Here is a 17,758-nt window from a genome sequence, read left to right as displayed (position 1 = left end):
AAAAATATATAAATTACAATAAAATAGATTTAATTTTTAAAAGTCATAAAATTTTAAATGGACATTTCTCAAATCATCGCCCCCATTTTTTCGCAACTATGGTGGATGATTCCATTATTTTTGATTGCTGGGGCAATCAAAGCATTCAAACCATTTTTAAAAGGCAAAATAGGTGAGTTTGCGGTGAGTACGCATGTCAAACTTTACTTGGACAAAGAAAAGTACATTTTGTTGAATGATAGTACCTTACCTGATGAACAGAACACGACAACACAAATTGATCATATTATATTGAGTCCTTATGGCATTTTTGTTGTTGAAACCAAGAATTATAAAGGTTGGATTTTTGGTGGTGAACGTCAGAAAACATGGACGCAAAAAATCTATAAAAATAGCTATAAATTTCAAAATCCACTGCATCAAAATTATAAACATCAAAAAGTTTTGGAAACTATTTTGGCAGATATTGTGGACCCTACTTTGATTCATTCTATTGTGGTTTTTATGCCTGACTGCGAGTTTAAAACACAAATGCCTGCTAATGTATTTCGAGGGGCAGCGTGGATAGATTATGTGAAAGGCTTTAAAGATGAGGTTATTTCATCCAAAAAAATGAAACGTGTTCAGTTACGTATAGAAAAAGAAGTATTGGAAAAATCATGGAAAACCAATCGTCAGCATGTGCAGAATTTAAAAGATAAACGGACTGAAAATAGATAAGTAAATGCATTATGAGTAGTCAGTTTTTTTAATATTTGGGCGTGATTATCTATGTCTATTGGTTTTAAAAAAACAGATGATCGAAAGATGAAGAATTAAAAATTGAACTTGATCAAATTTTAAAACTAAGGTATCAACGTTTTAAGGGACTTATAATATCTATAAAATGAGGAATTAGGGGGGGATTTGAAAGAATTTTTTTCTAAAATATTTAAAAAAATAAAGTTTCAATTGTTTGAAACGGATGACTTAATCATTAATTGGAATGATTTTGATAAAGGCGTCTTGTTGCTGTTTTTTGGTGCGCTAAATCAAAGCACTTCAATACTTTGGTATTGGCATAATGTAAAAATAAAAAAGCAAGTACAGTGGTTAAATATTGATTTTTATCCTTCGAGGATGACCAGTTTAATTATTTGTACCATGCTTTTTTCGGTCTTATTGATCCTGTGTCACTACTTTAAACATAATCAAAAATTTAGAACATTAATCTCTTATTCTTCTCCTGCGCTGTTTGGTATGGTCATGATTTATGGGGGATACACTGTAGGCATTTATAGTGTGCCAACGGTTTCAGGATTTGTTTGTATCGTGTTGGTTGGGCTAGTTTTTTATAATCGAAAAATTTTATATGGTGTCGCGATTCCAATCGCCATCTTTACAGTGATTGTTTGCTACCAAAGTTCCAATAACATGATTGCGTATGCGCCTTTATTTACCGAAGAATTAAATCATACGCAAGTTTTTGAAAATGCATTTTGGGTAAGAAGCATGGCAGAGCTTTTCCTGCCAATTTTATTGATTAGTATTTTATTCTTTGAAGTTTTACTGTCGCAATGGCGTAGACGAGAGAAAAAAATAGAATACTTAAGTACCACCGATGCACTGACTGAAATATACAACCGTCGTTATATCGGTCATCAACTTAATCATATTTATACAGATGCAGTTTCAGTCATTATTCTGGATTTAGACCATTTTAAGGCCATTAATGATGGCTATGGTCACCATGTCGGAGATGAAGTGTTGTGCCGCGTTGCACGAATTTTAGAGTCAAACATCAGACAAAAGGATATTGTTGGTCGCTTTGGTGGTGAAGAATTTATTGTGTTGCTGCCCTATGCCGACTTGAAACAAGCACAGGAAGTTGGGGAACGTTGTCGGGAAAAAATTGCTCAGGAATTGATTATTTTAAAAGATACACGGCAAATTTCGATTACTGCTAGTTTTGGTATCGCAAGTTCGACGGGGGATTTAAGTCAAGAAGAATTAATTCGCTTAGCTGATCAAGCGCTTTATTTGTCTAAACAAAAGGGCAGAAATTGCGTCAGTCATTATTTAGAAATCAGTTAACTTTTTAAAGTAGCGATTTACAAGTCCCAATTTAACCTTGAAACTTGTAAATGTCATGCTTCATTTAAAACCGTTTCGGTATTTTCTGACCACCTGCAACAGGGGTTTCAGCATTTTTTAACACGCCAAATAACCAAGTTTCTGCATGATTCACCGCAACATTTAAAGCATCGCCCAACGCTAAACGACCTGCAATAAAACTTGCAAGCGAGCAGCCTGAACCATGATACTCACCGTCTAAACGTGGACATTTGGTTTCAGAAATCATTTCACCATTGACATATAAAGCATTACGAATATAGTCAGGCGTATCTTCATGTCCGCCTTTGACCAATAGTGCTTTGGCACCCATTTCAAACAGCTTAGCTGTGGCTTTATCTAAATCTTGTTCACCTGTTAAAGCACGTAATTCAACGGTATTTGGCGTTAACACCGTAGCTAAAGGAATCAGCTCGACAAAGGCTTTGACTAAAGTCTCTTGATTGCCCAATGAACCACCGCTATTTGCCACTAAAACAGGATCAAGAACATATAAATAATCAGGATGTTTACGTAAAAATTCAGCCAATGCTGCAATATTTTCCGTAGTACCAAGCATGCCCGATTTGACTGCTTTGATAGGTAAATCTTGAACAACGGCATTGGCTTGTGCCAGCAGTAAGTCTTTAGACGTTGCTTCAAAACCAAAAACCTGTTGCGAGTTTTGAATGGTCAGCGCCGTACAGGCAATTGCTGCATGTGCGCCACTTTGTCCAATGGCTTCAATATCTGCTTGCAAACCTGCACCACCAGAAGGATCGAGACCAGAAAAACACAATACAGTAGGGCGCACGATGATGTCCTTAAATTGATAAATTTGAGTTAGTATAGGCAACTTTAGCAAAACTCTCGACTGTAATTTTGCATTGCTTGAATTTAGTAAAAGGTAAATCTGTGCTTAAAAATATTCTGATTGATTTAGACGGAACGTTGACCGATCCTAAAGTTGGTATTACCACTTCTGCACGTTATGGTTTGGCAAAAGTCGGGCATCCGATTCCTGAGTCTGAAAATATAGATTGGATTATTGGTCCACCGCTGAAGGCTTCTTTGGCAAAATTACTGGGTGTGGATGTTCAGGATGTGTTGGCTGAACAGGCATTACTCGGTTATCGTGAGCGCTTTGCGGTGACGGGTCTATTTGAAAATCATGTTTTTGAGGATGTGGCACAGACGCTCGACGCTTTAAAGCATCAAGGTTATCGCCTATTTTTAGCTACAGCGAAACCTGAAGTTTATGCACGTCAAATTTTAGATCATTTTAATTTATTACCATATTTTGAATATCCGTATGGTAGCGAGCTGAATGGCGAACGTACCAACAAAGGGGAGTTGATTGCTTATATTTTAGAAAAAGAACAACTCAAGCCTGAAGAGTGTTTAATGGTGGGTGACCGTGAACATGATATTTTGGGTGCACGTCAAAATGGCATTGAAACCATTGCTGTAGAATATGGTTATGGCTCAACAGCCGAGTTAGATGCCGCCAAACCTAAAGCACGAATTGCAAAATTTGCTGAGATTTTAAAGATAGTAAACGTGGATGTTTAATCATAAAAATATTGATAAAAGTTGATGGTATTTGCTATGAAAAAAGCTGCTAAGTTTTTAATTTAGCAGCTTTTTAAATTAAGTAATATTCAAAATCTGTTTAATATTTTGTACTAAATTTGGCACTGAAACGCCCTGATTCGGAATGCTTATACTACGCAATTGATCACCACGAAATTTACGATCAACTTCAAGCATGACGTGGGTTTGATGTTCTTGAGCGACAAATGAGACTTCCACTTCATTGATGCCACTAAAATGCTGTTTTGGTAAAAATTCAAGCTCTTGGTAACAACCAATAGTCGAAAAATAGTGACCACCACGCAATTGACCTTTTTCTACATCCGCAGTTGCTAAAAAGAAACCACATTGTTGCATCGCTTGCAAAAATGCTTGCATGGCAGGTGTCGGCAGAATACGCAAATAATCTTGATCGGTTGCATCCAACCCCCAGTCAACATCTAAATGAGTATGTAACCACACACGGGTTTTATTCTGATGACATTGCACTTCGGTGATTGGCGTTTCAAAAGGCAATTGGATTGAAAATGGAAAGCTATGAGATTGATTAGCTTTCAGTTCAAATGCACCGCTAATATGCCACTGTGCGATGGTCAACGCTTGGTTAAACTCATGATCACTGCTTTCAACTTCAGCAGTTGTCATGAGTTTGAGATAGATGCCATTAATATTTTTATTGGATGCAGCCCCTTTAAAAATTACTTCACCGTTGACAACTTGACCTGCTTGAGGTGTCGAAGTGTAAATACAAGTGTTGACTTCAACACCCTGTAATCCCAGATTTGATATGATTTTATTGAACATTTTTGTAGATGACCAAAAATTAGCGTTGTTAAAATTCATGCTATTGAAATGGGATTCTAACGATGTGTCAATGTTATGATTGTGATTATTTTTACGATTTTACGATCCATTTTTTGATGTGATGACAACATAATGACGATACGATTAAAAAAAATGTGTTTGGGGTTGTTTGGGTTTGTTTTACTGCTGAGCGGACTGGTTTTCGGGTTGATCCAAGATGAACCGATTTCACAGAACGCTACAGCACTTTTAGCTGATGTCCGTTTGTATGAGACAGATTTAAAACAAGACCCGTACTTTTTATGGTTGGGTTTTGATGCAAAAACCGATGCTGAACAACAGCTTTTGGGGCAAAAGATTTATCATCGTGATTGGAAAAATTTCTATCAAACCAACAGTGTTTATATTGATGAACCGATTGAAAAATTTAGCGAACTGCAGGGCGATTTTTTAACTGAAGCAGATGAAAAAGTGTTTGAACAGTTAATAAAAGATTTACAGGTCGAGATTGGGATTGAGGCTTATCAAAAACAACAAAGAGCTTTAGAAGAGATTTATAGCCGTCAAAGCGTGTTAAATGCACGTTGGCAAGCTCTGCTTCATCAAGCACCGACGCAGAAAGTGCTCGTGTTGAGTGTAGAAGGAGCGATCCCGAATTTTACCCTGATGATGAAAATTCACCGCTTATATGTGGCACATTTGCTGTTTCAACAGGATGTTGCAGCTTTGGTGCGTTATACCGAAGCCTTGATTGCCAAAGATCAAAGTGCAGTAAGCTTGCTAGATAAAATGATTATGTTGAATTTAATTTCAGATAATATTGAATTGATTCATCAGCTTAATCAGCGTTTAGGGCAAAAACATACGCTCTCTGAGTTGTCGCTCGTACAAATGTCGATGCGCTTTCCTTTTGCCAGTGAAACTGCTGTGATGCAACAGGTGACCAATCGACTTGTTGATCGACAAAGTCCACAAGGCTTGTTTGATTTTATTTATGAAGATGCAAGTCAGCAAAAAAGTGTTGAAAAGCATCCTATTGCAGATTTTTTTACGCCGTTATTATTGCTTAAAAACCAATCGCTGAATCGTTATGTGTCTTATATTTACCCCACTTTAGTGATTTCTGAATTACCTAATCCTCAGTTTAAGCAAGCTTTGCAACAACCGCATGACAGTACAGTAAAACGCAGTTGGCTGAAAAATTTTATGGGCAATAAATTGGTTGATGTCGCCTTACCACGTTGGGAAACTTATGCCATACGTCCACGTTTAATCAATCAAAAAATTGTTCTACTGAATGTTTTGGCACAACATCAAGCGATTGATTTGGCGAGATTAAATCAAAATACACAAGGCTATGCGTTTTATCAAACCAAAACGGCGCTGTGTATTAAAACGCCAAATCCTTATTTGGATGAGGAAGAACAACGTAAATATGGCAGTTGTTTAAAATTAGAAGATTAGAAAAGGAAAAAATAATGACAGAGTGTTGCGATGCGTAATATTAAAATTGATGTTTTACGTGGCATTTCAATTCTTTTGGTGTTGCTCCACCATTTTAATATTCCCTACAAGTTGCATGATACTTTTTTGGGCGTGCAGATTTTTGGGGAAAGTCTCAGTACTTTGATTGCGCGTAATGGCAATTACGGTGTGACAATGTTCTTTGTGATCTCAGGTTTTTTAATCACTCAGCATACTTTGCAACGCCACGGCTCATTGGCACAAATAAAGCTTAAAGATTTTTATATGCGTCGTATTGCGCGCATTATGCCATGTTTGGTTTTATTGGTGGCTATGGTGACGGTATTGGGAAGTTTAGGGTTAAAACCTTTTATGAACCAAGTACCGAATGGCATCGAAGTGTCTTATGCTTTAACGGTTTTTTCAGCCTTCACTTTTTGGATGAATATTCTGATCATTGAAAATGGTTGGGTGAATTATGCTTTGGGTGTGCTGTGGTCATTGTCTGTAGAAGAAGTTTTTTATCTCGTATTTCCACTTTTATGTTTGCTTTTAGGGCGTAGTCAAAAACACTTTATTTTACTGTTGCTTGCTCTTATTGCTTATGCACCGTATTTCCGTTCACTGCATTTTGGTGCAGAAAATGGTGCTTATCTTTACCATTACTTTTCCAGTTTTGATGGAATAGCAATGGGTTGTTTAACGGCACTCATCGCACAGCATTTTAAAATCAATGTGCAAACGCTGAAAGTGATTATGCCTATCGTTTCGGTATTGATGATTGCACTGTATTTTTACGCACCTATCAAAGAAGTCAGCACATGGGGGATTTCGCTCTTTGCCCTATGCACTGCAATATTAATTTTTTGTTTTTCGCAAAATGCTCCATCAGAAGCATCTTCGATCACCTCAAAAGTGATGGTTTGGATTGGGCAACGTAGTTATGAAATGTATCTATTTCATTTAATTATTTTAGGCTTATTTAAAGTGATTTATTTACCTAAAGAAACCTTGCCTGCTGAAAAATTGATGTTATTGCCGATTTATTTTATTTTGGTGTTTATGTTGAGTTGGGCCATTGAAAAATATTATTCAACGCCTTTAAATCATAAAATTCGGCAACGTTTTATACGCTCAAGCTCTTAGGAAATAAGAGCTTATAGGCGCAATCTTTGAGTTTGAGTGATTCGATGAGAAAATGATTGAGCATCAAAAAACAGAATCTATAGACAAAAATAAACCGACGATTCGAGTGATGAATAAATCGTCGGTTAAGATACTTCGCTCAATTTGATTTAGGCTGCTGTTCCAAATCAAATTGTAGAAGCATGAGTTTATAGGTCTCATGGGATAGAAGGTTACCGAGTCAAATCTGCGGATGCCAGTGCAAATTGTTCGCGGTTGCTGCAACCTTATACTTATATAACGACAGTCTTTTTGATTTGGTTGACAAGAAAATTAAAAAAAATTAAAAAATTTTCCTATAATGTATTTTTAAGTTGTGGAAATACTGCTATGGCATCGCTAAGTAAATATTTTTTATGGTTTTTTGTACTTTGTTTGGTGTTGACAATGGTGGTTGGTGTTTTGGTGGCTTTACTACCGAGTCAAATCGCAGGGATTCTAACGGCTTTACCTTATCTAATTTCTATGGTGATTGTTTTACAACTTTTTTTAAAGCAACAAAAACGTGCACCTAGTAAAAGCGAGCAGAAAAAGTTCTCTATTGGTTTTAGCCTGATTTTTTGGATATATAATTTAATTGGCATTTTCATTGGGGTGATGATTTTTGCACGTCATGATGCTGAAGTATGGAATAATTTTCTGCTCTATATGCAAAGCCCACAATTTCTCATGGTCTCTGGCATGATGTGGTTAATGTTAGCGATCCCATTATTTCTGATTACTTACTGGTTTTATGGTAAACAGGCACAGCGTATGGCCGCGAAAATGTTTTCATAAGTAAATAATGCAGCTTTGTGAGTGTTTAAAAAGTATGCTTGAATGGAGTTTATAATAATCAAAAGAGTGTTTCATTCATGCAGACCGTTTTAGTCACTGGTGCAACAGGTTTTATTGGCAGCCATTTGTTACGCTATTTGTTACAGCATGATTTTCAGGTCATTGCATTGTCACGAAAGATGCATATTTCAAACCATGCAAACTTACAATGGATTGACTCATTCACTGCACTCGAAAATATTTCACTAGATTATGTGGTGAATTTGGCAGGTGAGAGTATTGGTCAAGGTCGCTGGACAGAAGCACGTAAACAAAAACTGCTGCAAAGCCGAGTCGATACCACAAAAAAATTGTATCAAGCACTCACACAATATCAAATTAAGCCTAAATGCATAATTTCAGGTTCTGCCATTGGTTATTATGGGGTGGATTTTACTGAGCAGTGGTTAAATGTTTGTGATGAATCTTCACCTCCTCAAGCGATTTTTATGTCTGAACTTTGCCAAAAATGGGAAGCAGTAGCATGGTCTGATCCATCGCAAAACACCAAAATTATGCGTTTAGGTGTTGTGTTTGGAAAAAATGGTGGCATTCTTCCGCAAATGTTATTGCCAATTAAATTAAATTTAGTCGGGCGAATTGGATCAGGACGCCAGCCGATGACTTGGGTGCATGTAGATGATGTCATTCAAGCGATTTTATTTTTATTTCAAAGCGCATCAGACCAAAAAATTTATAATGTGGTTGCACCTGATCATATTGACCAAATGCAATTTGTAAATGTTGCTAGCAAATTATTTAAGCGTAAACCATTTTTGCCATTACCGGGTTTTGTGATGAAACTCTTGATGGGCGAGCAGTCTCAATTGGTGTTAAATGGTCAATATGTGCAACCCAAAGCCTTACTGAATGAAGGCTTTAAATTTCAATATATAGACTTGGACAGTGCCTTAAAACAAATTATCCATTGATGATTTTGCATCATCATACTGCGTCAAGTTGGGTTAAACGTTGAGTTGAATAGGCATGTGGGTCGACTATAGTGTCTTGTTTGAGCATCATCTGACGCAGTAAGCGTGCTGAAGCGGGACCCATACAAAGCCCATTACGATAATGCCCAAAATTTGCCCAAAGGTTTTCTATGTCAGGCATTTGTCCAATATAGGGAATGCCTGTCGGTGAACTTGGTCTTAAGCCTGCCCATTGTTTCACAATAGGGAAATTTGCCAGTTCAGGTACCATTTCCGTACAGGCTCTATAAATATTTTGCTGTGTTTGTATACTTGGACGTTGGTCAAAACCAAGATGATCCATGCTCGAGCCACACACGACATGACCATCCATACGTGGAATCAGGTACATGACATTGTTCATACACATGGTGGGCAACCAATTTTCAGGCGTTTTAAACAATAACATTTGCCCTTGTACAGGCTCAACGGGAATGCTGCATTTTAGCTGTGTTGACCATGTATTTGACCAAGCACCTGTCGTCATCACAAATTGATCTGCTGCACAATGTTGACCATTTGAGCTTTGAATAGACTGAATTTGATTATTTTGAAGATTAAACTTTTCAATCCAAGTATTTTCAATCACTTCGACATTAGGATGCTGTTTTAAATATGAAATTAATGATTTGAGTAATCTTGGATTACGCACATTTGCCAAGTGTGGGAAATAAATTGCATGTTGGAATTGTTCGGCAATATGTGGGTTAACGGTTTCTAGTGATTCGCGTTGTAAATATTCACAATGTTGCATTGGTTCTTGATATTGGTCTTTGTAATTGAGTCCAATTTCAAAATCAGCTTCATCAAAGATCAGCATTCCTGTTTCATGAATTTCAAAATCGATGCCTGTTGCAGGCAAAAGTTTTTGATTCCAATCTTGATAGAGTTGTTTACCATGTTGTGCAAGATAGTTCACTTCTCGTGGATAGCGCCAAGGATACATGGGTGAAAGAATGCCTCCACCTGCCCATGAGGCTGCATGACCTGCGTGTTGTTGGTCAAATATGGTGACTGTGCAACCTTGTTCAACAAGTTCGAGGGCGGTGAGTAAGCCACTTACTCCTGCACCAATGATGGCGATATGCATGAAAACCAATACCACTTTTTTAAGTTGAAATGATCTGAATGATGTTTCAACGCGTAACACTAAAAAATGAGCACAACCACAAATATTGATTTGAGGGCATGTACCTTTGAGTAGGTAATTCCTTACTTTTCAAAGATGAAAAGTAACAAAAATCTTTTGTTGGACTGAGAGGAATTCCCTTTCCTCCAGTCCAACGGTGGCATCCATGCCACCTACCGCGAATTAAATACTGAGTAGAATTTAAATTAAAAAAATAAGAAGTAGAAAGTCTTACTTCATCTCTTTTAATTGGCGTGCTGCTTGTTCTGCATAGTACGTCCAAATTCCATCTGCACCTGCGCGGCGGAAACACATGAGTGATTCCATAATCACGCTTTCAGAAAGCCAACCATTTTGAATGGCAGCAGCTAACATGGCATATTCACCACTGACTTGATAAACAAAAGTAGGAACGCCAAAGGTGTCTTTGACTTCACGTACGACATCAAGATAAGGCATACCAGGTTTAACGATCACCATGTCAGCGCCTTCTTGAATGTCTAAAGCGATTTCATGTAAAGCTTCTGCACGGTTACCGACATCCATTTGGTAGTTGTATTTATTACCACCTTTAAGGTTTGATGAAGAACCGACAGCATCACGGAAAGGGCCATAGAAGCTAGACGCATATTTTGCTGAATACGCCATAATACTAGTATAAATATGACCATTGCTTTCTAAAGCTTGACGAATTGCCCCAATACGCCCATCCATCATGTCACTTGGCGCAATGACATCGGCACCCGCTTCAGCATGACTGAGGGCTTGTTTGATGAGGCATTGTACAGTTTCATCATTGAGCACATAACCTGTATCGTCAATGATGCCATCTTGACCGTGTGTGGTATATGGGTCGAGTGCGCCATCTGTGATCAGCACCATCTCTGGTAATTCTTTTTTAAGTAAACGTAAGGTGTTTTGAACTAAACCGTCTTCATGCCATGCAGCTTCTGCGGTTAAGCTTTTATCTTCTTGGGGTGTTACTGGAAATAAAGCCAATTTAGAGACACCAAGCTCAAGCAATGTTTCTGCTTTTTTCAACAATAAATCCGCTGATAAACGTTGAATATTTGGCATACTAGCCACATCTTGGGTTTGGTTTTGTCCCGGCAGTACAAATACTGGATAAATGAGATGATCTGCTGTCAGTTGTGTTTCTCTGACCATGGCACGGAGCTTGTCGTTTTTACGGATACGGCGCATGCGAGTGGCTGGAAAAGCAGGACGATTGAACGTATAAGTCATAACAATCTCGATATTCAGTATTAAACTAAGTCACTCATTGTAGCCCTTTCATCTATTTTTTTGCAAAAAGCTGAAAGTTTTTCTCTGTATTGGTTTTTAAATTATGACGATTGATTCTCCCAAAGATGATTCAAATAAAAGTGAATCACCAAAAAAGTGGACTGGAAATTTACATCTAGGCGCTAAAGCTGATTTAAATGTTGTTCTCAGTCAACTCACCAAAGCTTTTAATACATCACCTTATTTTTCACATAATGCAATGCAAATGCGTGTAGTCAATGATGAAATTGAAGGTTATATTGAAATGCAACCATTTTTGATTGGCAATGTTGCATTTCAAATCTTACATGGTGGTGTCGCTGCAACTTTACTTGACAGTATTGGTGGAATTGTGGCGATGGGCGAGCTTTATAAAAAAGCAGAGCCTGAGCAACTAGCAGACACGTTGAAAAAAGTTTCTCGTTTGGCGACCGTAGATATGCGGGTGGATTATCTTGCACCAGGTCGTGGTCAATATTTTATTGCCAAAGCGGAAACTTTGCGTATGGGGCGTAAGGGTTGCACCATGCGCATGACTATGGTCAATGATGAAGGTAAGGCAATTGCGACAGCGATTGCATCTTATGCATATTGATTGATTTGACTAAATGTACTCAGTAGTACACTTTGTATGATTTATGTCAATATAGAGCATTAAAATAATGCTTTTAATGCTCTATTTTTTATTTAAAAAATATAAATATCAATAGTCTATATATAAAAAATGAAGTTAAACTCTTGAGTAATATTTTTATTCTCACGATATGATTTTTATCTGTAAAATTGACCCCCACATTTTTAAAAAAGCTTTATTGCATCAGTTTGAATCTTGAAATCGTGATTCATTTCTATTTTGTTTGGTGCAATGAGGTGATTAGGTTCATAAAAGCTAGGAATATGCGATGACCGAAGCGCAGATGACGAATGCATCCCCAAATGAAACTCCATCTCAAGCAGACGATGAAGCCAAAAAAAAACGTAAAAAAATGCTGAAAATATTTGCATTATTGGTGATAGGAATTGCCATTTTGTATGCCATTTGGGCATTGCTATTTGGTAATAAGGTTGAAACTGACAATGCTTATGTTGGCGCAGAAACTGCTGAAATCACCTCAATGGTCAGTGGTCAAGTTGAAAAAGTGTTGGTGAGTGATACACAGCAAGTCAAGAAAGATGATGTCTTAGCGATAATTGACAATCGTGATGCCAAAATTGCAGTTGCTCAGGCAGAGGCAGAGTTGACGAAAGCAAAACGTCAATATACACAAAGCTCAGCAAATAGCAGTTCATTGTCTTCACAAATTTTAGTCAGTGCCGATGATATTAACAGCGCAAAAGCACAGGTGGCACAAGCTGAAGTCGGGTATCAACAAGCACAGCAAGAATTTGCCCGTCGTCAACAATTGAGTGCTTCAGGAGCGATTTCTAAAGAAGAATATACCAAGTCGCAAAGTACTTTAAATAATGCCAAAGCCAGTGTTGATGTTGCTAAAGCTGCTTTGGCACAAGCAGAGTCAAAACGTAAAGCAGCGCAAAGCAACTTAGATGCCAATGAAGCTTTAATCAAGGGTACATCACAAACATCAACACCAGATGTTTTAGTGGCTCAAGCCAAACTTGATCAAGCACTTTTAGATTTAGAGCGTACAGAAATCAAAGCACCTTTGGATGGTGTAATTGCACGTCGTAGTATTCAAGTTGGACAGCGTATCGCACCGGGTACAAGTGTGATGAAAATCGTACCCTTATCTCAGCTCTATGTAGATGCGAATTTTAAAGAAAGCCAATTAAAAAATGTGAAAGTCGGACAGAAAGCCACTTTAACTTCAGATTTATACGGTAAAAAAGTTGAATATCATGGCACCGTGATCGGTTTCTCTGGGGGCACAGGTTCGGCATTTGCTTTGATTCCTGCACAAAATGCTACAGGAAATTGGATTAAAGTGGTACAGCGTTTACCTGTACGTATTCAGTTAGATGCAAAAGAGTTAGCAGCGCATCCTTTGCGTGTAGGATTATCGATGACAGTTGAGGTTGATACCTCATCAGCGAAGTAATCGCCTATGAACAGCTCAACATTTCAAGGTGAGTTAAAAGGCGGTAAATTATTACTTGCCGCCTTTTTCCTTGCATTGGCAAATTTTATGGTTGTGTTAGATATGACCATTGCCAATGTATCTGTTCCTCATATTACAGGCAGTTTGGCAGTTTCAAGTTCACAAGGAACTTGGGTGATTACCTCCTATGCGGTTGCTGAAGCAATTTGTGTTCCATTAACTGGGTGGTTGGCAGGGCGTTTTGGCGCTGTTCGTGTTTTTAGTATTTGCCTGATTGGATTTACGACATTTTCAATTTTATGTGGTTTATCGAACAGTTTAGTTATGTTGGTGATCTGTCGTATTGGTCAAGGTTTGTTTGGTGGGCCGATTATGCCACTCAGCCAAACTTTGCTGATGCATATTTTCCCTCCCGAAAAGCATTCTCAAGCCATGGGAATGTGGGCAATGACGACTGTTGTGGGTCCGATTTTAGGACCGATTTTAGGCGGTACGATCAGTGATAACTGGTCATGGCACTGGATTTTCTTTATCAATATTCCTGTAGGCCTACTGTGTGCTATAGGGGTCATGCGTCTGCTGAAAGTTGCTGAAACACCAACTGCAAAACTACCTATTGATGGGATTGGTTTGGCTTTACTGATTGTTTGGATCGGCGCTTTACAATTAATGCTTGATTTAGGGCATGAACGGGACTGGTTTAACAGTAATTTAATTTGTGTTTTAGCCGTTATTTTGGTGGTTGGTTTCATTGCTTTCTTTATTTGGGAATATTACGAAAAACATCCAATTGTGAATATTCAAATCTTCCGTTATCGAGGATTTACCATTGCGACCTTATCTCTTGCGTTTGCCTTCGCCGCATTCTTTGGCAGCATTGTACTGATCCCACAATGGTTACAGATTAACTTAGGATATACTGCATCATGGGCAGGTTATCTGACTGCAACCATGGGGTTTGGTAGCTTGATGATGTCACCTATTGTGGCAAAGTTAGCCACCAAATATGACCCACGAGCTTTGTCGAGTTTTGGTCTCATGATGTTGGGTGGGGTGACCTTGATGCGGTCATTTTGGACCAGTGATGCTGATTTTATGGCATTGGCATTACCACAAATTATCCAAGGTTTTGCGGTACCATTTTTCTTTATTCCGCTTTCAAATATTGCATTGGGTGTGGTAAGACCTGATGAAGTCGCTTCAGCAGCAGGTTTAATGAACTTTATGCGAACAATGGCAGGCGCGATCGGGGCGTCCATTGCGGTAACGATTTGGGATGATCATACCAAAATAGCACGCAGCGAAATTGTTTCTACAATGCATGTGGAAGAGACTCAGCGGAATTTGGTCAATAGCGGCTTTAGCCCAGAAATGGCGCTCGGTACCATCTCAAACTTGGTGGATAAAGAGGCTTTAACCATTTCAGTGAATCATGTGTTTTTAATCTTTGCGATGGTTTTTATTTTCGCAGGTTTCATCATTTGGTTATGCCCAAGACCAAAAGGTAATGTGGGGGCAGGGCATTCACATTAATCAACGGTTGTAGCAAGCCCGATATTTATCGGGCGTACTTTTTGTCTCGGAATAAAAACTGAGGTATTTTGACTACATGCTCATATGAGCATTGAATTTTAAAAATTTATAGATCAGATGTAATCAGCTTCAAACCTGTCACACGCTGAATGTATTCTAAACTCACGCCATTTGCTAACTCGATCAATTTAACACCTGCACTTGTAATATCCATGACACCTAAGTCACTGATAATACGACTGACTACAGCTTTGCCTGTAAGTGGTAAACGACATTGTTCTACAATTTTCGGGCTGCCATCTTTGGCGCAATGTTCCATTAAAACAACGACTTTTTTAACACCTGCTACCAAGTCCATGGCACCGCCCATACCCTTGACTTTTTTGCCGGGAATCATCCAATTGGCAAGGTCACCTGTTTCGGAAACTTCCATTGCCCCTAAAATCGCAATATTGACATGACCACCACGGATCATGGCAAAGGATTCAGAGCTTGAGAAAAAGGAGGCCCCCTGACGTGCAGTCACAGTTTGTTTACCTGCATTAATCAAGTCTGCATCGACTGTATCTGCGGTTGGAAATTCATCTATACCGAGTAAGCCATTTTCCGACTGTAACCACACATGTATGCCTTCAGGAATATAATTCGCAACCAGCGTTGGCAGACCGATCCCCAAATTGACATAGAAACCATCTTCAAGTTCAAGTGCTGCACGTTGTGCCATTTCATTGCGTGTCCAAGCCATGTTTTAAGCCTCCACTGCTTTTAAAGTCATTTGTTCAATGCGCTTTTCAGGGTTAGCATTGAGCACGATTCGGTTGACATAAATGCCGGGCAAATGAATATCATCAGGGTCGATTTCACCAATTTCTACAATCTGTTCTACTTCGACAATGGTGAATTTTCCTGCCATCGCACAGTCAGGATTAAAATTTCGTGCAGTTTTACGGAACACCAGATTACCTGCTTTATCTGCTTTATAGGCTTTAACCAAAGCAAGATCTGCGGTGAGTGACGGCACTAAAATATAAGGTTTTCCATCAAATTCACGGACTTCTTTGCCTTCTGCAATCAACGTACCGACGCCTGTCTGTGTATAAAATGCGGGAATACCTGCACCCCCTGCACGGAGTTTTTCGGCTAATGTCCCTTGTGGTGTCAGTTCAACTTCTAGTTCGCCTTGCAAAAATTGACGTTCAAATTCTTTATTTTCACCGACATAAGATGAAATCATTTTTTTAATTTGTTTGGTGGCAAGTAATTTACCTAAGCCTATGCCATCTGTTCCTGCATTATTAGAAATACAGGTTAAACCTGTTACACCCGTATCCATTAACGCATCAATTAAAAGTTCTGGGATACCACATAAGCCAAAGCCACCTACGGCAATGGTTTGATGATCTTTGACCACATCTGCTAAAGCAACGTGTGCATTGGTAACCACTTTATTCATTGTGCTGACTCCATGTCCTTTTACTTATTATTAACATTGCAGCAAGCGCATGAGAAATTGAAAGATTTAAAGGATTAATGAGCAAAACTCATTAATCAGCAAAATTGCTTGAGTCGTGTGTAAATGCATGCCGCTTTTTTAAAATGAATATGCAGTGACAATTTCAATAAATTGAGCGGAAATATGTGAAAGTTCCGTGTCTTTTTTATACATCAATCCTAAATTAAGCTGTACATTGCCTTCATTGATTTCAACGAGGACATTATTTTTTAAATCAATAAATTGCTGAAAATGTCGTGGAATTGCACTGACGCCCATGCCATAGGCAACAAAATGGGACAGCGAACTGATTTGATGACATTCCAATTTTAAGTCCAAAACCAAGTTGTTTTGTATGCAGCATTCTTCAATCACATGACGAATGATGGACGGTTTTTGTAAAGTCACAAATGGGGAGCTACACAGCGTTGCCATACTGATGGATGGATGTTTTGCCAGTGGATGATCTTTGGGAACAACGGCGACAAAATCTTCTTTAAATAAAGGCTCAAATACCATTTGATGATGAAATGGCGGTTCGAAGCAAATCCCAATTTCAAATATACCTTCCTGAATTTTTTCAATAATTTTTTCATTAGGTACATCATGAATAGAAAAATTAATATTCGGATGCTGTTTAGAAAACTCATTCAAAATGGCAGGTAAGACAGTATGGGTGGCAAAGGGCATGGAGGCAATATTTAAGTTGCCACGATGTAACTGAAAGCGTTGTTTGACATCTTTTTCCATGTCTTCCCAATTGGCGAGTAATTTTTTGGCATAGGGAATTAAGGATTGTCCTTCAGGGGTCAGGTTGACCAGACGGGTGGTACGTTTAAATAATTTTCCACCTAATTCTTCTTCTAAAGCTTTAATGGTCGAACTCAAGGCGGACTGACTCAAGCACAGTTCATCCGCGGCATTAGCATAATTTAAAACACGTGCAAGTACCAAAAAGGCTTTGAGTTGTTTGAGGGTCATGACGAAATTAGATCACCTTTTTAATGATACTTAAAGGTTACAGTATTCAATCAAAGTATAAATGTCCAATAAAACAATCAATACGTTGAACAAAAGCATGGGGCTTTTCTGACTTTGAAAAATAGAAGTAATGAATCACATTTGAGCCGATCTAATTTTTGATCATCCTTGATTGAACATTCTATCATCTTGCTATTTTTTAAAGTGAAGGTCCTATTACACAATGAAAATTTTGACAGAATTATTTGCTGTCATTTTTAAATTTGTATAAGGATATTCATTATTCATTATTCATTATTCATTATTCATTATTCATTATTCATTATTCATTATTCATTATTCATTATTCATTATTCAT

The 17,758-nt window shown here is 38.1% G+C and carries 17 protein-coding genes; 10 read left to right on the top strand and 7 right to left on the bottom strand.

The window, feature by feature from the left end; all coding sequences use genetic code 11:
• Positions 1-57: 57 nt before the first annotated feature.
• Together HX129_RS15260 and HX129_RS15255 are read left to right on the top strand one after the other, a co-directional pair.
• A complete protein-coding gene (locus HX129_RS15260; RefSeq protein WP_286435132.1) occupies positions 58-720 on the top strand; it encodes a nuclease-related domain-containing protein in 663 nt (220 codons plus the stop codon).
• A gap of 186 nt (positions 721-906) precedes the next feature.
• Positions 907-2,073 (top strand): GGDEF domain-containing protein, encoded by a 1,167-nt coding sequence (locus HX129_RS15255; RefSeq protein ID WP_286435133.1) that lies wholly within the window; start codon positions 907-909, stop codon positions 2,071-2,073.
• 64 nt (positions 2,074-2,137) lie between these two features.
• Here the strand turns inward: HX129_RS15255 and HX129_RS15250 are convergent, their stop codons facing one another.
• Entirely contained in the window at positions 2,138-2,905 is a 768-nt protein-coding gene (locus HX129_RS15250; RefSeq protein ID WP_286435134.1) for a hydroxymethylpyrimidine/phosphomethylpyrimidine kinase, read from the bottom strand.
• A gap of 101 nt (positions 2,906-3,006) precedes the next feature.
• On the opposite strand from HX129_RS15250, the gene HX129_RS15245 reads away from it, so the two are divergent.
• Entirely contained in the window at positions 3,007-3,663 is a 657-nt protein-coding gene (locus tag HX129_RS15245) for an HAD-IA family hydrolase (protein WP_174492151.1), read from the top strand.
• Between the two features lie 78 nt (positions 3,664-3,741).
• On the opposite strand, the gene HX129_RS15240 is transcribed toward HX129_RS15245, so the two are convergent.
• Positions 3,742-4,488: a sporulation protein gene (locus HX129_RS15240; protein ID WP_180045819.1), complete on the bottom strand. Its 747-nt coding sequence runs from the start codon at positions 4,486-4,488 to the stop codon at positions 3,742-3,744.
• A gap of 132 nt (positions 4,489-4,620) precedes the next feature.
• Here HX129_RS15240 and HX129_RS15235 point away from each other — a divergent pair, with 132 nt between their 5' ends.
• From HX129_RS15235 to HX129_RS15220, 4 genes are all read left to right on the top strand, one after another.
• Positions 4,621-5,952 carry a hypothetical protein gene (locus HX129_RS15235; protein ID WP_286435135.1) on the top strand — a complete coding sequence of 444 codons (1,332 nt, stop codon included), beginning with the start codon at positions 4,621-4,623 and terminating at the stop codon, positions 5,950-5,952.
• Between the two features lie 30 nt (positions 5,953-5,982).
• Positions 5,983-7,098 carry an acyltransferase family protein gene (locus HX129_RS15230; protein WP_286435136.1) on the top strand — a complete coding sequence of 372 codons (1,116 nt, stop codon included), beginning with the start codon at positions 5,983-5,985 and terminating at the stop codon, positions 7,096-7,098.
• Between the two features lie 369 nt (positions 7,099-7,467).
• Entirely contained in the window at positions 7,468-7,914 is a 447-nt protein-coding gene (locus tag HX129_RS15225) for an ABZJ_00895 family protein (RefSeq protein ID WP_286435137.1), read from the top strand.
• 77 nt (positions 7,915-7,991) lie between these two features.
• A complete protein-coding gene (locus HX129_RS15220; RefSeq protein WP_286435138.1) occupies positions 7,992-8,885 on the top strand; it encodes a TIGR01777 family oxidoreductase in 894 nt (297 codons plus the stop codon).
• A gap of 13 nt (positions 8,886-8,898) precedes the next feature.
• Here HX129_RS15220 and thiO read toward each other — a convergent pair whose 3' ends face one another.
• The gene (gene thiO, locus HX129_RS15215) at positions 8,899-10,014 is read right to left on the bottom strand and encodes a glycine oxidase ThiO (RefSeq protein WP_286436327.1); all 1,116 of its coding nucleotides are present in this window, start codon (positions 10,012-10,014) and stop codon (positions 8,899-8,901) included.
• Positions 10,015-10,284: 270 nt separating this feature from the next.
• Complete coding sequence (gene hemB, locus HX129_RS15210; RefSeq protein ID WP_130075088.1) at positions 10,285-11,298, bottom strand: porphobilinogen synthase; 1,014 nt, start codon at positions 11,296-11,298, stop codon at positions 10,285-10,287.
• Between the two features lie 103 nt (positions 11,299-11,401).
• On the opposite strand from hemB, the gene HX129_RS15205 reads away from it, so the two are divergent.
• From HX129_RS15205 to HX129_RS15195, 3 genes are all read left to right on the top strand, one after another.
• Positions 11,402-11,932 (top strand): thioesterase family protein, encoded by a 531-nt coding sequence (locus HX129_RS15205; protein WP_130075089.1) that lies wholly within the window; start codon positions 11,402-11,404, stop codon positions 11,930-11,932.
• Positions 11,933-12,239: 307 nt separating this feature from the next.
• Complete coding sequence (locus tag HX129_RS15200) at positions 12,240-13,394, top strand: HlyD family secretion protein (RefSeq protein WP_286435140.1); 1,155 nt, start codon at positions 12,240-12,242, stop codon at positions 13,392-13,394.
• A 6-nt stretch (positions 13,395-13,400) separates the two neighbouring features.
• The gene (locus HX129_RS15195; protein WP_180045805.1) at positions 13,401-14,927 is read left to right on the top strand and encodes a DHA2 family efflux MFS transporter permease subunit; all 1,527 of its coding nucleotides are present in this window, start codon (positions 13,401-13,403) and stop codon (positions 14,925-14,927) included.
• Positions 14,928-15,033: 106 nt separating this feature from the next.
• On the opposite strand, the gene HX129_RS15190 is transcribed toward HX129_RS15195, so the two are convergent.
• The 3 genes from HX129_RS15190 to HX129_RS15180 form a co-directional block, all read right to left on the bottom strand.
• The gene (locus HX129_RS15190) at positions 15,034-15,672 is read right to left on the bottom strand and encodes a 3-oxoacid CoA-transferase subunit B (protein ID WP_130075092.1); all 639 of its coding nucleotides are present in this window, start codon (positions 15,670-15,672) and stop codon (positions 15,034-15,036) included.
• A gap of 3 nt (positions 15,673-15,675) precedes the next feature.
• A complete protein-coding gene (locus HX129_RS15185; protein ID WP_286435141.1) occupies positions 15,676-16,380 on the bottom strand; it encodes a CoA transferase subunit A in 705 nt (234 codons plus the stop codon).
• Positions 16,381-16,518: 138 nt separating this feature from the next.
• Entirely contained in the window at positions 16,519-17,400 is an 882-nt protein-coding gene (locus HX129_RS15180; RefSeq protein ID WP_286435142.1) for a LysR family transcriptional regulator, read from the bottom strand.
• Positions 17,401-17,758 lie beyond the last annotated feature (358 nt).

The sequence above is a fragment of the Acinetobacter sp. 251-1 genome, assembly GCF_030329305.1.
In the GTDB taxonomy this organism is placed as follows: Bacteria; Pseudomonadota; Gammaproteobacteria; order Pseudomonadales; family Moraxellaceae; genus Acinetobacter; species Acinetobacter piscicola_A.
The sequence above is the reverse complement of the archived record's forward strand: the minus strand, read 5'-3'. Positions and strand labels throughout refer to the sequence as shown.

Coding starts and splice junctions, on each gene's coding strand:
- HX129_RS15260 (WP_286435132.1), top strand. CDS start 58: ATGGACATTTCTCAAATCATCGCCCCCATTTTTTCGCAACTATGGTGG.
- HX129_RS15240 (WP_180045819.1), bottom strand. CDS start 4,488: ATGTTCAATAAAATCATATCAAATCTGGGATTACAGGGTGTTGAAGTC.
- HX129_RS15235 (WP_286435135.1), top strand. CDS start 4,621: ATGACGATACGATTAAAAAAAATGTGTTTGGGGTTGTTTGGGTTTGTT.
- HX129_RS15230 (WP_286435136.1), top strand. CDS start 5,983: ATGCGTAATATTAAAATTGATGTTTTACGTGGCATTTCAATTCTTTTG.
- HX129_RS15225 (WP_286435137.1), top strand. CDS start 7,468: ATGGCATCGCTAAGTAAATATTTTTTATGGTTTTTTGTACTTTGTTTG.
- HX129_RS15220 (WP_286435138.1), top strand. CDS start 7,992: ATGCAGACCGTTTTAGTCACTGGTGCAACAGGTTTTATTGGCAGCCAT.
- thiO (WP_286436327.1), bottom strand. CDS start 10,014: ATGCATATCGCCATCATTGGTGCAGGAGTAAGTGGCTTACTCACCGCC.
- hemB (WP_130075088.1), bottom strand. CDS start 11,298: ATGACTTATACGTTCAATCGTCCTGCTTTTCCAGCCACTCGCATGCGC.
- HX129_RS15205 (WP_130075089.1), top strand. CDS start 11,402: ATGACGATTGATTCTCCCAAAGATGATTCAAATAAAAGTGAATCACCA.
- HX129_RS15200 (WP_286435140.1), top strand. CDS start 12,240: ATGACCGAAGCGCAGATGACGAATGCATCCCCAAATGAAACTCCATCT.
- HX129_RS15195 (WP_180045805.1), top strand. CDS start 13,401: ATGAACAGCTCAACATTTCAAGGTGAGTTAAAAGGCGGTAAATTATTA.
- HX129_RS15190 (WP_130075092.1), bottom strand. CDS start 15,672: ATGGCTTGGACACGCAATGAAATGGCACAACGTGCAGCACTTGAACTT.
- HX129_RS15185 (WP_286435141.1), bottom strand. CDS start 16,380: ATGAATAAAGTGGTTACCAATGCACACGTTGCTTTAGCAGATGTGGTC.
- HX129_RS15180 (WP_286435142.1), bottom strand. CDS start 17,400: ATGACCCTCAAACAACTCAAAGCCTTTTTGGTACTTGCACGTGTTTTA.